The sequence below is a fragment of the Microbacterium sp. F2 genome (assembly GCF_052274505.1).
Lineage (GTDB): Bacteria > Actinomycetota > Actinomycetes > Actinomycetales > Microbacteriaceae > Microbacterium.
Window position 1 is genome coordinate 936,826 of the sequence record NZ_JBNVBV010000001.1, and the last position, 13,058, is coordinate 949,883.

A 13,058-nucleotide genomic window follows, 5' to 3' on the forward strand; every position below is an offset into this window, starting at 1 on the left:
CTCAACCCGCCTTGCGGGCCGCCGGCGCGTCGTGGGCGTCGAAAAGCTCGGCCAGGAACTGTCCGGTGTAGCTCTCGGGAACCGCCGCAACCTGCTCCGGCGTTCCGGTGGCGATGATCTCGCCGCCGCCCGAACCGCCTTCGGGGCCCAGATCGATGATCCAGTCGGCCGACTTGATCACATCGAGGTTGTGCTCGATCACGATCACCGTGTTGCCCTTGTCGACCAGGCCGTTCAGGACCTCCAGAAGGCGACGCACGTCTTCGAAGTGCAGGCCCGTGGTGGGCTCGTCGAGCACGTAGATGCTGCGTCCGTTGCTCCGCCGCTGCAGTTCGGTCGCGAGCTTCACGCGCTGCGCCTCACCACCGGACAGCGTGGTTGCTGACTGGCCGAGCCGCACGTAGCCGAGGCCGACGTCGACCAGGGTCTTCATATACCGATGGATGGCCTGGATCGGCTCGAAGAACTCAGCTGCCTCGGCGATCGGCATCTCGAGGACCTCAGCGATGTTCTTGCCCTTGTAGTGAACCGCGAGCGTGTCGCGGTTGTAGCGCTTGCCGTGGCAGACCTCGCAGTCCACATAAACATCTGGCAAGAAGTTCATCTCGATCTTGATGGTGCCGTCGCCCGAGCACGCCTCGCAGCGTCCGCCCTTCACGTTGAAGCTGAAGCGGCCAGGCTGGTAGCCGCGCGCCTTGGCTTCCGGAGTCTCGCTGAAGAGGGTGCGGATACGGTCGAAGACACCGGTGTAGGTGGCCGGGTTCGAGCGCGGTGTGCGCCCGATCGGGGCCTGGTCGACGTGCACGACCTTGTCGAGGTTGTCGAGACCCGTGACGCGCGTGTGCTTGCCGGGCACCGTTCGTGCTCCGTTGAGCCTCGCGGCGAGCACCTGATACAGGATGTCGTTCACGAGCGAAGACTTGCCCGAACCGCTCACACCCGTCACCGCTGTGAGGACACCGAGCGGGAACTGGGCACTGACCTGCTTGAGGTTGTTCTCGCGGGCGCCGACGACTTCCAGCATCCGCTTCTTGTCGATCTTGCGGCGCTTGCGCGGCGTCGGGATGCTGCGGCGGCCAGCAAGGTAGTCGCCGGTGATCGAGTCGGAGTCGGCGAGGAGCTCGGCCAGGGGCCCGGAGTGCACAACGTGGCCACCGTCGACGCCGGCACGGGGACCGATGTCGACGATCCAGTCAGCGGCGTGGATCGTTTCTTCGTCGTGTTCGACGACGATGAGCGTGTTACCGAGGCCCTTGAGCTTCAGGAGCGTCTCGATGAGGCGACGGTTGTCGCGCTGATGCAGGCCGATCGACGGTTCGTCGAGCACGTAGAGCACGCCGGTCAGTCCCGATCCGATCTGGGTAGCGAGACGGATGCGTTGCGCCTCGCCGCCCGAGAGCGAACCGGCCGAACGGCTGAGGTTCAGATAGTTCAGCCCGACCTGGATAAGGAACTCCAGGCGCGCGCGGATCTCGCGGAGCACCGCGGCGGCGATCATCGCCTCACGCTCGGTGAGTTCAAGATTCGCGAAGTACTGCTGCGCGTCAGCAAGGCTCAGGCGTGAGGCATCCGCGATCGAGTGCCCGTGCACCAGAACTGCGAGCACCTCGGGCTTGAGGCGGTCGCCATTGCAGGCGGGGCACGGCACTTCGCGCAGGTACTCCGACCAGCGCTGGCGCTGCGTGTCTGACTCGGCCTGCACGTACTGGCGCTCGATGTAGGGCACGACGCCCTCGAACCCGGACGTGTACCGCATCTCACGGCCGTAGCGGTTCTTCCACTTGACGTTGACCTTGAAGTTCTCGCCGTGCAGGACCGCGTTCTGAACCTCGGCCGTCAGGTCCCGCCAGGGGGTGTCCAGCGAAAAATCGAGGTCATCAGACAGGCCTTCGAGGAGGCGCTCGTAGTACTGGAACAGCCCCTTGCCCTGCGTCGTCCACGGGATGAGGACGCCCTCGCGGATCGAAAGCTCGGGGTCGCCCAGCATGAGCTCGACATCCACTGACATCCGTGTACCGAGGCCAGAACACGTCGGGCAGGCGCCGAACGGGGCGTTGAATGAGAACGTCCGCGGCTCGATCTCGGTCAGCTGCAACGGGTGACCGTTCGGGCACGAGAGCTTCTCGCTGAACGACTGCCACGCGTCGTCGCCCTCCTCGTCGACGAAGTTGACCTGCATGATGCCGCCGGCAAGGCCGAGCGCGGTCTCGACCGAGTCCGTGACGCGGCTGAGGATGTCGGGGCCAGCGACGAGGCGGTCGACGACTACCGCGATGTCGTGCTTGTAGCTCTTCTTGAGGGTGGGGGGCTCGGCAAGCTGGATGAGGTCGCCGTCGACCACGGCACGGGCGTAGCCCTTCGCAGAGAGCTCTTTGAACAGGTCGACGAACTCCCCCTTTTTCTGGCTCACCACGGGCGCGACGATCTGGTATCGCGTGCGCTCGGGCAGCTCCATGAGCTGGTCGGCGATCTGCTGGACGGTTTGGCGCTGGATCTGCGCACCGCACTCGGGGCAGTGCGGGACCCCGATACGCGCCCACAGCAGACGCATGTAGTCGTGGATCTCGGTGATCGTGCCGACCGTCGAACGCGGGTTGCGGTTGGTGGACTTCTGATCGATCGAGACGGCGGGGCTGAGCCCCTCGATGAAATCGACGTCAGGCCGGTCGACCTGACCCAGGAACTGGCGCGCGTAGGAGCTCAGCGACTCGATATAGCGACGTTGCCCCTCGGCGAAGATCGTGTCGAACGCAAGGCTCGATTTTCCGGACCCCGACAGCCCCGTGAACACGACCAGTGAGTCGCGCGGGATGTCGAGATCGACGTCCTTGAGGTTATGGACGCGGGCGCCGCGAACACTCAGTGTTCCACTGCTGTGGGCATGCGAAGAGACGGAGACGATGGGCACCCGTCAAGTGTAGGTGTGGCCTCCGACATCGGCTCCGGAGTGCGCTTCCGGCGTACCGAACGCCCGGTTCGTGAGTTGGACCCGTCAGGGGCAGTGCATGAGGGGCTTGTCGCCGGAACGATCGAACGTGTGGCGATTCATGGGCTGATGGCACAGCGGGCACGCGCGCTCGGCGCGCTCCTGTGCGGACGGTTCCGGCTCGAGCCGACTCACCTGCGCGGGTCCCGCGACGCGGATGAGGTTCGTGTTGAACCAGGTGTACCAGCCGCCTGCATCGCGCACCCGCTCACGGAGCGGTCGCTTAGGCACCTCATTCGTTCGTGTCACGATTATTAGTGTACTAACTAATTGATAGACTGGCCACATGTCCGACGAGGAAGATCTGCTGAAGCTCGACAACCAGGTGTGCTTCGCGCTGGTGACGGCAGCGCGGAACGTCGTGTCGATCTACCGACCGATCCTCGAGCCGCTCGGGCTGACGCATCCGCAGTACCTCGTGATGCTCGCGCTGTGGGAGCAATCACCCAGATCACTGGGCGAGCTCGCCGAGGAACTCGCTATGGAGCCCGCAACCCTCTCCCCCCTCGTCAAGCGGCTCGAAGGCCAGGGTCGCGTGACACGCACCCGGCGGCCAGAGGACGAGCGCGTTCTCGACATCGGCTTGACCCCTGAGGGACAGGCTTTACGCGAGCAGGCACTCGAGGTGCCACGACGCATCATGGCGGTGACGGGACTGGGGGTCGAACAGCTCAAAGAGCTGCGTGACGGTTTGCAGCCGTTCGCTGGCAGGATGCCGCACCTCGCTGGCTGAGGCATCCGCCCCGACCCGGCGGGGCCAGGATGCCGCACCGATCCGGACGGTCGCAACGGCGCGCAATCTCCCCGACACGCCGAGAACTCAACCCCCGACCTCGGCGCGTCGCCCCAAGCATGCGCCGTTGCGACAGGCCAGCGGGTCGATCGGTCGGCGGCTGAGGGCCAGCGGATGCGCTGGACGAGTTGCACTGGATGCCCGTCGGGGTCTTCGACGAAGGTGACCCGGAGTGCACCGCCAAGAAACTCATGTGGGTCGCCCGGGTTGAGACCTCCGGATGCGAGCGCCAGGGCGCGGGCGGCGTCGAGATCGTCAGTCCAGAGGTGATGACGGCGCGATGCCCCGTCGTGACCGGCTCGATCCCGTGCGCTCCGCTGCCGGCCCTGGCAGCGCGAGGCCGAGCGAGAAGCCACCCAGCAGCATCTCGATCTTCACCGGAGGATCGCCGCCGCCGCGAAAGGTCTCGACGAAACCGAACGCGCCATAGAACCGCGCGGCGCGCTCGCAGTCGGCGACGAAGAGGATCACCTGCGGGTCGGTGAACATCATGGTCCGATCGTGACATGGCCTCGGTCATCGAGCGGCCAGCCCGGGTTGTGGGCGACCTCCCACGGATGCCCATCGGGATCGATAAAGACACCCGAGTAGCCTCCCCACGGTGTGGGAGCCCCGGATCGACCGATGCGAGCGCCCGCGGCATCCGCGGCGACCAGAACGGCATCGACCTCGGCGGGCGACCGCACGTTGTGGGCGAGAGTTACGCCGCCCCATCCGCCGCTGTCGTCGACCATCGAGTCCGCAGCGAGTTCGGCACGGCTCCAGAGCGCGAACGCGAAGCCGTCGAGCTGGTAGAAGGCCACGACGCCGGGAACCGAACCCGGATGCGGTTCCCACCCCAGCCCGCGATAGAAGGCGATCGCACGCTCGAGGTCGGCGACGCCGAGAGTGATGAGGCTCAGGCGCTGTTCCATCTGTCCCCCGCTATGCGTGGCCGGCGCGTTCCATGGCCCGCAGTTCCTTCTTCAGGTCCTGCAGTTCATCGCGCAGGCGTGCGGCAAGCTCGAACTTCAGCTCCCCGGCTGCGGCGAGCATCTGGTCGGAGATATCTCCGATCATCGCCTCGAGCTGAGTCGCGCCCTCGGCTGCGATCCCCTCGCGGCGCAGGTTCGGCGTGGGGCTCTTGCCCTTGCCGTTCTTGGATGCCGCGGCATCCTTGCGGTTCAGCATCGCCTTCGTGTCGGCGCCCTCTCGAATCAGGGCATCGGTAATGTCGGCGATCTTCTTGCGCAGCGGCTGCGGGTCGATGCCGTGTTCCTTGTTGTACGCGACCTGCTTTTCGCGACGACGGTCGGTCTCGTCGATCGCCGCGCGCATCGAGTCGGTGATCGTGTCGGCGTACATGTGCACCTGCCCCGACACGTTTCGGGCGGCTCGACCGATCGTCTGAATGAGCGATGTTCCCGACCGCAGGAACCCTTCCTTGTCGGCATCCAGGATCGACACGAGCGAAACCTCCGGAAGGTCGAGGCCTTCGCGAAGGAGATTGATGCCGACCAGGACGTCGTAGACGCCCTGACGCAGCTCGCTCAGCAGCTCGACACGGCGAAGGGTGTCGACATCCGAGTGCAGATAGCGCACCCGCACACCGTGCTCGCCGAGGAAGTCGGTGAGTTCCTCGGCCATCTTCTTCGTGAGGGTCGTCACGAGCACGCGCTCGTCACGCTCGACACGAATGCGGATCTCCTCGAGCAGGTCATCGATCTGGCCCTTGGACGGTTTGACGACGATCTCTGGGTCCACGAGCCCGGTGGGGCGGATGATCTGCTCGACGACACCGTCAGCGATCCCCATCTCGTACCGCCCGGGAGTGGCGGAGAGGTAGACGGTCTGCCCGACCCGGTTCTTGAACTCGTCGAAGCGCAGCGGCCGGTTGTCGAGCGCGGACGGCAGGCGGAAGCCGTGGTCCACGAGGGTGCGCTTGCGTGAGGCATCCCCCTCGTACATCGCCCCAATCTGCGGCACGGTGACGTGCGATTCGTCGATCACGAGCAGGAAGTCGTCGGGGAAGAAGTCGAGGAGGGTGTGTGGCGGCTCGCCCTGTTGGCGGCCGTCGAGATGCCGCGAGTAGTTCTCGATACCCGAGCAGAAGCCCAGCTGCTGCAGCATCTCGAGATCGAACGTCGTGCGCATCCGTAGCCGCTGGGCCTCCAGCAGCTTCTGCTGCGACTCGAGCTCTTTCAAACGCACCGCGAGTTCTTCTTCGATCGTGCCGATCGCGCGCTGCACCGTGTCGGTTCCGGCCACATAGTGCGAGGCCGGGAAGATCGGCACCGAGTCCATCTTCTGGATGACGTCCCCAGTCAGCGGATGCAGCAAATAGAGAGCCTCGATCTCGTCACCGAACAGCTCGATGCGGATCGCGTATTCCTCATAGACCGGGATGATCTCGATCGTGTCGCCGCGGACCCGGAAGTTGCCGCGCGAAAAGTCGACGTCGTTGCGGTTGTACTGCATCGCGATGAACTTGCGGATGAGGGCGTCGCGGTCGTACCGCTCCCCCACCTGTAGCGCGACCATGGCCCGCAGGTACTCCTCGGGCGCACCGAGGCCGTAGATGCACGACACCGTCGAGACCACGACCACGTCGCGGCGCGAGAGCAGCGAGTTCGTGGTGGAGTGGCGAAGCCGCTCGACCTCGGCGTTGATCGACGAGTCCTTCTCGATGAAGGTGTCTGTCTGCGGGACGTAGGCCTCGGGTTGGTAGTAGTCGTAGTACGAAACGAAGTACTCGACGGCGTTGTTGGGCATGAGCTCACGGAACTCGTTGGCTAGCTGGGCCGCAAGGGTCTTGTTGTGGGCCATCACGAGCGTGGGCCGCTGCACCTGCTCAATGAGCCAGGCCGTCGTTGCGGACTTTCCGGTACCAGTAGCGCCCAGCAGCACGACATCCGTTTCGCCGGCGTTGATGCGCGCCGCGAGTTCGGCGATCGCCTGCGGCTGGTCACCTGACGGGGAGTACTCGCTGACGACTTCGAAGGGCCTGACGGATCGTGTGGTCTGCACTCCTCCAGCGTAGGCGGGGGTTCCGACATCGAGGCCGCCCGGCATTTCGGTGGGCGCAAAGGATGCCTACTCTGGAGGCGTGCTCGAGTTCTTCGTGGGATCCGGTCTTGCCGCAGCAGCGGGGCTGAACGCTTGGATGCCGCTGCTGGTGCTCGGGCTCGCGAACCGCTTCTTCGACGCGATCGAGCTGCCGGCGGGGTGGGCCTGGCTGTCGAGTGACATCGCCCTCTGGATCATCGGGGCGCTGCTCGTCCTGGAAATCGTCGCCGACAAAGTGCCGGTGGTGGACTCCATCAACGATGCGGTGCAGACCGTCATCCGGCCCGCATCCGGAGGAATCGCGTTCGGCGCCGGAGCAAGCGCCGAGACCGTGCGCGTGGATGACCCCAGTGCGTTCTTCGCGAATCAGAACTGGGTGGCCATCGGCATCGGGGTTGCGATTGCGCTCGCCATCCACGTGGTGAAGGCATCCATTCGCCCGGTCGCGAACGCGGCGACGGCCGGAGTCGCAGCGCCGATAGTGAGCACCGTCGAGGATGTCTCGAGCCTCGCACTCTCGATCTTCGCGATCGTGCTGCCGATCCTCGGATTCCTGTTGCTGATCGGCGCGATCGTGGCTGCAATCGTGGTGATTCCGCGCTGGCGACGTCAGCGGGACCGGCGGGCCGCGATCCGCAACGGCAACGCCTCCCAGAGCACGTCGACCTGATCTCGGGTCTGCGCGAGCGTCCCCGCCGTGTCGATCACGACGTCGGCGATCGCAAGTCGCGCATCGTCGGGAACCTGCGATCCGATTCGGGATGCAGCCTCCTGCGGACTCATGCCGCGAAGCTCTACCAGGCGCTGTTCGCGAAGCTCGGCGGGGGCGTGTGCGACGACGACCAGTTCCCACGGGTCATCCACCCGCGCCTCCACCAGCAGCGGCACGTCGTACACGACGACGGCGTCGGGATCGGCGGCGAAGGCCTGCCCGAAGCGGCGAGCCGACTCCTCCCGCACGGCGGGATGAACGATCGCGTTGAGCACGGCGAGCCGGTCCGCGTCGCCGAACACGAGGGAGCCGAGCGCGGCGCGGTCGAGTGCTCCGTCGACCGTGAGGATGCCGTCACCGAATTCTGCGGCGATGCGGTCGAGCACCGGCGACCCGATGCTCTGGACGTCGCGGACGACCTGATCGGCGTCCACGACCACGGCGCCGAGCTCGGACAGCCGTGATGCCACGGTGGATTTGCCCGCCGCGATTCCCCCGGTGAGTGCGATGAGGGGCATGATCAGCTCTCCGCCGGTGCTGACGTCGGCGCGTCGGGACCCACGGAGGCGGGCGGGTTCGAGCGCGGCGGTTCTGCGATCAGCACCGAGATGTCGCCGGTCTTGGCCGAACGGGTGGATGCCGCATCCGCTGCGTCGATGAGCGCGCCGGCGCCGTAGCCGAAGTCGTGGGTCACGGCGACGCCGATGCCGACGACCGGGACCACGGCGTCGGGGACGGTGCGCAAAGCCTCGAACACGGCGGTGGCGAGTCGGGATGCCTGGCGCCGCGCCTCGCCCGCGTCCCACGACGTATCGCACACCCACAGCACCGTGGCGCCGTCGTCACCGATGACCGCGAGGGGCTCCACGGTGCGCCGCACGGCGTCGCGGGCAGCAACAGCAACGTGGCGCCCGACCTCGTTCCCGAACGCCTTCGCGATGAACGGCAGGTCATCGATTCGCATAGCGATCACACCGATCCCGACGCCTTTCTCTTCGGCGCGTTCGAGCACATCGGTGACCGTCGCACGGAACTGCGGCTCGGTCAGGATGCGGTCGCTTCCGTCAACTGCCACGAGGTTGGTGTACCCCCGCATCCCTGCGCGGCCCGCACGCAGGATGGAAGTGACGATCGCCGCATTGATGACGAGCGTGATCGTGACAAAGCTCGCCGGGACTGTGGAGAACCACGCCTGAAACACGGGATCATCGGGTCCACGCAGGAGGAAGACGAGGGCCCTCGCGGCCGTATAGAGCGCCTCGATCACGAGCACGATGGCGAGGGCAATGGTCGTGCGGGTCTGCGCCAATCGACCGCGTGCGGTCTCCCATACGCCAAACGATGCCAGCACCGCCAGCGCGGCATACATCCAGACAACCCCTGCCCAGTCGCCGCCTTGCGGACCCTCGACAACGACGGCGATGAACGCAACAGCCATGCCCACACCGACCGTGCCGTAGGCCCAGCCGATGCGGTGTCCGTTGTAGCTGCGGCATCCGATCCAGATGAACCCCGTGGCCGCCACGAATGCCGCGTTTCCGGCGGCCACCGCGATCCATCCGCCACCGGCTGCCCAGATCGCGTAGGCGATGGTGGTCAGGATGCCGGCCAGAAAGGCGATCGACCAGTGCCGACCCGACACCTCGTCGCGGCGAATGAGGGTTTCGGAGATGTAGATGATCCCGACGATCAGCACGACCGCTGCCGTCATGACGCTGACCGAGTAGAGGTCGAGAGTCATCTCGTCGCCTCCATGTCGGAGCGGCCCGCCGTGGTGATCGCGCCCGACATGTTGAGTGCCTCTTCGGGGTCGATCGGCGGCAGCGGAACGTCGACCTGGGCGGGAACCCGCACGAGGAAGACAGAACCGACGCCCTGCTCGCTGCCGACGATGATCTCTCCGCCGTGCGCGCGAACGATGTCGCGGCAGATCGCAAGACCGAGGCCCGTGCCGCCGACGTCGGTTCGGGCCCGGAAGAATCGCCGGAAGAGGCGGCTCTGGTCATCGGGCGACAGGCCGATCCCGTCATCGCGCACCAGCAGATATGACGCGACGTCATCGCCGTAGACGGCTAGCTGCACCGATCCTCCTTCGCGCCCGTACTTGATGGCGTTACTGATGAGGTTGTCGGCGACTTGGCGCATCCGTGCCGGGTCCACGTAGGCATGCGTGGGTTGCACGTCGTCGGTGAAAATCGTGATCCGCCGCTCGAGCGCGGAGGGTTCCCACGCCTCGGCGGACGCCAGCACGAGCTGCTGAAGGTCGACGTTCTCGGGCGACACCGTCACATCGACTGTCGATTTCGACGACGACGTGGCCGAGAGGATGTCGGAGATGATCTGGATCATCCGTTCGGCGTTCTGCGTGGCCACGTCGAGGTCGCCACGTACCTTCTCGGGGATGCCCTCCGTCTCCAGCGCCAGGTCGAGATAGCCGACGATGGCGGTCAGCGGCGCGCGCAGTTCGTGCGACACCGATGCAACCACGTTGTCGCGAGCGAGGAGCGCGGTGCGCTCGGCGGTGACATCTCGCGAGATCACGACGGTGCCGGCATCCGCTCCCTGGGTGTCTCGCAGGCGCCGCGCCGTCACGCTCAGGGCCCGTCGCGTGGTGTCGGGAGCACCGAACCAGACGATCTGGTTGTCGAAGACCTCGCCCCGCTGCGCGCGAGCAACCGGCATCCGTTCCGGGACGAGGGGGGTCTGGCCGTCGGCGTCGAATGCCGGGAGGCGGTTGTGTCCGTCGGCGCTGATGAGCGCGTGCTGCATCCGCGCGTGAGCCTCGTTCGTGACCGTGACTGCACCGTCCGGTGAGATTCGGATGACACCGAAGTCCACCGAGTCCAGAACCTGGGTGACCAGCTGCTCCTGATGCTGGGTGCGTTCCAGGCTCTGTCCGAGCACCAGTGCCTGTTTGTCGAGCAGCGTCCGCTGCGCGGCGAAGCGGCGCAGACTGAAGTACGCCCCGGCCGAAACAGCAAGGGTCACGATCGGTAGGAGAATCAGCGCAAAGCTGAACGCCGACTCCTTGCCGGCGGCGATCACCCACCCATACGAGACCCAGACGAACAGATTCGCCGCGAGGAACCCCGCCAATCCCAATGACGCAGACAGCCACATCACGGGAAAGAGCCACAGCAACGCAATACCGGACTCGGGGAAGGCGGCCCGCATGAACAGGATCGCGACGACGTCGATCACCGGGACGATACCCACGGCCCACGGCGAGATCGCGTTCCACGGAACGAGCATCGTCACGATCGTCATGACGAACACCATCGCGACACCGACGAAGAACAGCGTGAGATCCCCCGGGATGGCGGCGATGATCGCAAACGCGGTGATGACCAGAACGACGACGGCGAGCATCACCTGCTGCAGCACTGCCATGCGTGCTTCGGTGCCGTCGCGGCGCAGGGCGAAGTCGTCAGCGAGAGAGCGCCACAAAGTACTTCGACCTGCTGCGCGGCTCGCACCGCGGCGTGCAGAGCCGGTTTCCACCTTCCCCATAGATGAACGTTATCGCGCAGGCGGGGCGGGTGGAGTCCTCCGCGCGCTGCCCGATCAGAAACCGAAGTCGCCGAAGTCTCCGAAGCCGCCGTCCGCGAAGCCCGTGTCTCCGGCTCCGGATGCGTCGGCCCAGCCAGGGTCGCCCCCCGTGTCGGTTCCCGCCTCGGCTGTTCCCGGATCCGTGGCACCGGCGTCGGCAGCGAAAACCGGAGCCATGAACGCGGACACGAGCGCGGACCCGATGACATACCCGGCGACGGTTCCGAGGAGCGACGAGCCGACCATCGAGCCGAAAGACGGCCCCTGACGCTGGCCGCCGAGCGTGCGCTCCATCGAGCCGGGATTCATGTACTCGGCTCGGGTGGCGGCACGGGCCATCTCGTTCGGGTCGGTCGAGCGGGGCTGCTCGGATGCCGGGAGGGTGGCTGTCATGTCGGCAAGCACCTGCTGCCGCTGTTGCTCGGTGAGCCTCGCGAAAGCCTCGGCGTGAACCTGCTCGATCGTCTCGGGCGGCGCTGTGCGCAGAAGGTAGCGGTACCGCTCGATCGCGATCTCGTCCTCGGACTTCGGCGGCGTCGTGGACGGATAACCCGCGGGACGCGGCGCGGCGGGCTGCTGCGCGTACGGCTGCCGGTTCTGGGGCTCGGTGCCGAAGAGTCGGTCAAGGAAACCCATGGTGTCCTCCGTGGGGTCGAGTTCGGGAACTCCTGACGCTATCCAGCGCAGCTTTGGGAGGGCTGTGAGCTGCGGGAGTTCTCAGGCGCTCGGCGGCACTCCCGGCTCCCCGATCGAGAGCATGAGGCGGTTGGCCCAGTTGAAGAACGACGCCGCGAGGATCGCGTCGAGCACCTCGAGGTCATCCAGACCCGCAGCATCCAGCCCAGCCAGCTCGGCAGCGCCGAACGCGGAGGGAGTCTGCGTCAGCGCGACACTCGCGTCGATGATCGCGTCCCAGCGCTGGTCGATGCGGGCCGATACTCCCTCGTCCAGGATGCGCTGCACGTCCTCGCGTCTGCCCGACTGCTGGGTCGTGAACGCGGAGTGCACCGACGCGCAGTACACGCATCCGTTGACCCGGGATGCCGCGGTCGCGGCAAGTTCGCGCTCGGCGCGCGGCAGCCCGGCATCCGTGTTCAAGAAGATGTCGAGGTCGGCCTTGGTGCGCTCTCGCAGGATGTCGGGGTCGCGTGCCAGCAGCCGGAAGTAGGGGTTCTTGACCCGCGATCGCTGCACGAGCGCCTCGTAGTGGTGCTCGGTGACCTCTTCGATCGGCAGCGGCTCCACCCACGGAACCCAGTCGAGGGTCTCTTGCGTGAATCGGGTCGGAGGGACCAGACCCTCGGGTGCGGGGATGACGGCGCTCACCGGCCGGCTCCTTCCGTGATCGAAACGGCGGGATCGACGACAGCGCGGGCATCCTGCAACGCACGAAGCCCCGCGACGACGCGCAGCTGGAAGGCGAGGAACGCGACGAGTTGCGAGAGCGTGACGATTCCGGTGGCGCTCCACCCGGCATCCTCGAGTCGCTGCAGGTCAGCGGGTCCCGCGTCCCGCGGGTGCAGGGTCAGCAGGTGGGCGTGTTCGAGTGCCGCACTGAGCCGATCACCGAGGACGTAGGTCGACGCGACATCCGTGATGACGAACCGCGGACCGGGGACGCTCTCGGGCGCGTTTTCGCCGGTGAAGGCGCCGTAGGGTCCCGCGGGCGTGAGACCCACAGCAAGATCGGCGAGGTGCAGCACGGTCGACACGAGCCGCTCGTCCTCCCGCGCGAGAAGCGCCTGGTAGTAGGCGACGGCGCTGTCTTGCCGGTGCAGTGCCGCGACGAAGGTGGCGACGGCGGCGCGCTCGGCCAGGCTCGCGTGTGCAGTGTCGGCGGGGGCGAACAGCGCGTCATAGCTCCCCTGCGCGTGACGGCGCGACTCGGGGCGCCGCGCGCGGAGCCGGTCGATCGCGGAGTCCGGATCGATTCCCGCGAGCACGTCGATGACATCGATCGTCGGCATGGGTGT

The 13,058-nt window shown here is 66.4% G+C and carries 13 protein-coding genes; 2 read left to right on the top strand and 11 right to left on the bottom strand.

Going from position 1 to position 13,058, the window contains the following annotated elements:
- Window position 1: 1 nt before the first annotated feature.
- Both uvrA and ACQVDU_RS04640 read right to left on the bottom strand, forming a co-directional pair.
- Window positions 2-2,908 (bottom strand): excinuclease ABC subunit UvrA, encoded by a 2,907-nt coding sequence (gene uvrA, locus ACQVDU_RS04635; protein ID WP_443476334.1) that lies wholly within the window; start codon window positions 2,906-2,908, stop codon window positions 2-4.
- An 84-nt stretch (window positions 2,909-2,992) separates the two neighbouring features.
- On the bottom strand, window positions 2,993-3,241 hold the full coding sequence (locus ACQVDU_RS04640; protein WP_300592557.1) for a hypothetical protein: 249 nt from the start codon (window positions 3,239-3,241) through the stop codon (window positions 2,993-2,995).
- Window positions 3,242-3,272: 31 nt separating this feature from the next.
- Here ACQVDU_RS04640 and ACQVDU_RS04645 point away from each other — a divergent pair, with 31 nt between their 5' ends.
- The gene (locus tag ACQVDU_RS04645; RefSeq protein WP_300592544.1) at window positions 3,273-3,719 is read left to right on the top strand and encodes a MarR family winged helix-turn-helix transcriptional regulator; all 447 of its coding nucleotides are present in this window, start codon (window positions 3,273-3,275) and stop codon (window positions 3,717-3,719) included.
- 315 nt (window positions 3,720-4,034) lie between these two features.
- Here ACQVDU_RS04645 and ACQVDU_RS04650 read toward each other — a convergent pair whose 3' ends face one another.
- From ACQVDU_RS04650 to uvrB, 3 genes are read right to left on the bottom strand one after another with little or no spacing between them, the layout of a single operon-like run.
- The gene (locus ACQVDU_RS04650; RefSeq protein ID WP_300592547.1) at window positions 4,035-4,271 is read right to left on the bottom strand and encodes a hypothetical protein; all 237 of its coding nucleotides are present in this window, start codon (window positions 4,269-4,271) and stop codon (window positions 4,035-4,037) included.
- On the bottom strand, window positions 4,268-4,693 hold the full coding sequence (locus tag ACQVDU_RS04655; protein WP_443476335.1) for a VOC family protein: 426 nt from the start codon (window positions 4,691-4,693) through the stop codon (window positions 4,268-4,270). The genes ACQVDU_RS04650 and ACQVDU_RS04655 overlap by 4 nt, the downstream gene beginning before the upstream one ends.
- A 10-nt stretch (window positions 4,694-4,703) precedes the next feature.
- The gene (gene uvrB / locus ACQVDU_RS04660) at window positions 4,704-6,785 is read right to left on the bottom strand and encodes an excinuclease ABC subunit UvrB (protein WP_363493292.1); all 2,082 of its coding nucleotides are present in this window, start codon (window positions 6,783-6,785) and stop codon (window positions 4,704-4,706) included.
- 79 nt (window positions 6,786-6,864) lie between these two features.
- Between uvrB and ACQVDU_RS04665 the strand changes: the two genes are divergently transcribed.
- Entirely contained in the window at window positions 6,865-7,494 is a 630-nt protein-coding gene (locus ACQVDU_RS04665; protein ID WP_292734825.1) for a DUF4126 domain-containing protein, read from the top strand.
- Here the strand turns inward: ACQVDU_RS04665 and coaE are convergent.
- From coaE to ACQVDU_RS04695, 6 genes are all read right to left on the bottom strand, one after another.
- Entirely contained in the window at window positions 7,434-8,054 is a 621-nt protein-coding gene (gene coaE / locus ACQVDU_RS04670) for a dephospho-CoA kinase (RefSeq protein WP_300592143.1), read from the bottom strand. The genes ACQVDU_RS04665 and coaE overlap by 61 nt on opposite strands.
- Window positions 8,055-8,056: 2 nt before the next feature.
- Complete coding sequence (locus ACQVDU_RS04675; protein ID WP_443476336.1) at window positions 8,057-9,277, bottom strand: hypothetical protein; 1,221 nt, start codon at window positions 9,275-9,277, stop codon at window positions 8,057-8,059.
- Entirely contained in the window at window positions 9,274-10,983 is a 1,710-nt protein-coding gene (locus ACQVDU_RS04680) for a sensor histidine kinase (protein ID WP_443476337.1), read from the bottom strand. The genes ACQVDU_RS04675 and ACQVDU_RS04680 overlap by 4 nt, the downstream gene beginning before the upstream one ends.
- A 117-nt stretch (window positions 10,984-11,100) precedes the next feature.
- The gene (locus ACQVDU_RS04685) at window positions 11,101-11,721 is read right to left on the bottom strand and encodes a hypothetical protein (protein ID WP_292734712.1); all 621 of its coding nucleotides are present in this window, start codon (window positions 11,719-11,721) and stop codon (window positions 11,101-11,103) included.
- 81 nt (window positions 11,722-11,802) lie between these two features.
- Window positions 11,803-12,411: an alkylhydroperoxidase domain protein gene (locus ACQVDU_RS04690; RefSeq protein WP_292711268.1), complete on the bottom strand. Its 609-nt coding sequence runs from the start codon at window positions 12,409-12,411 to the stop codon at window positions 11,803-11,805.
- Window positions 12,408-13,052 carry a CMD domain protein gene (locus tag ACQVDU_RS04695; RefSeq protein WP_443476338.1) on the bottom strand — a complete coding sequence of 215 codons (645 nt, stop codon included), beginning with the start codon at window positions 13,050-13,052 and terminating at the stop codon, window positions 12,408-12,410. Before ACQVDU_RS04695 ends, ACQVDU_RS04690 begins: the two co-directional genes overlap by 4 nt.
- Window positions 13,053-13,058 lie beyond the last annotated feature (6 nt).

Coding starts and splice junctions, on each gene's coding strand:
- ACQVDU_RS04645 (WP_300592544.1), top strand. CDS start 3,273: ATGTCCGACGAGGAAGATCTGCTGAAGCTCGACAACCAGGTGTGCTTC.
- ACQVDU_RS04650 (WP_300592547.1), bottom strand. CDS start 4,271: ATGATGTTCACCGACCCGCAGGTGATCCTCTTCGTCGCCGACTGCGAG.
- ACQVDU_RS04655 (WP_443476335.1), bottom strand. CDS start 4,693: ATGGAACAGCGCCTGAGCCTCATCACTCTCGGCGTCGCCGACCTCGAG.
- coaE (WP_300592143.1), bottom strand. CDS start 8,054: ATGCCCCTCATCGCACTCACCGGGGGAATCGCGGCGGGCAAATCCACC.
- ACQVDU_RS04675 (WP_443476336.1), bottom strand. CDS start 9,277: ATGACTCTCGACCTCTACTCGGTCAGCGTCATGACGGCAGCGGTCGTG.
- ACQVDU_RS04685 (WP_292734712.1), bottom strand. CDS start 11,721: ATGGGTTTCCTTGACCGACTCTTCGGCACCGAGCCCCAGAACCGGCAG.
- ACQVDU_RS04695 (WP_443476338.1), bottom strand. CDS start 13,052: ATGCCGACGATCGATGTCATCGACGTGCTCGCGGGAATCGATCCGGAC.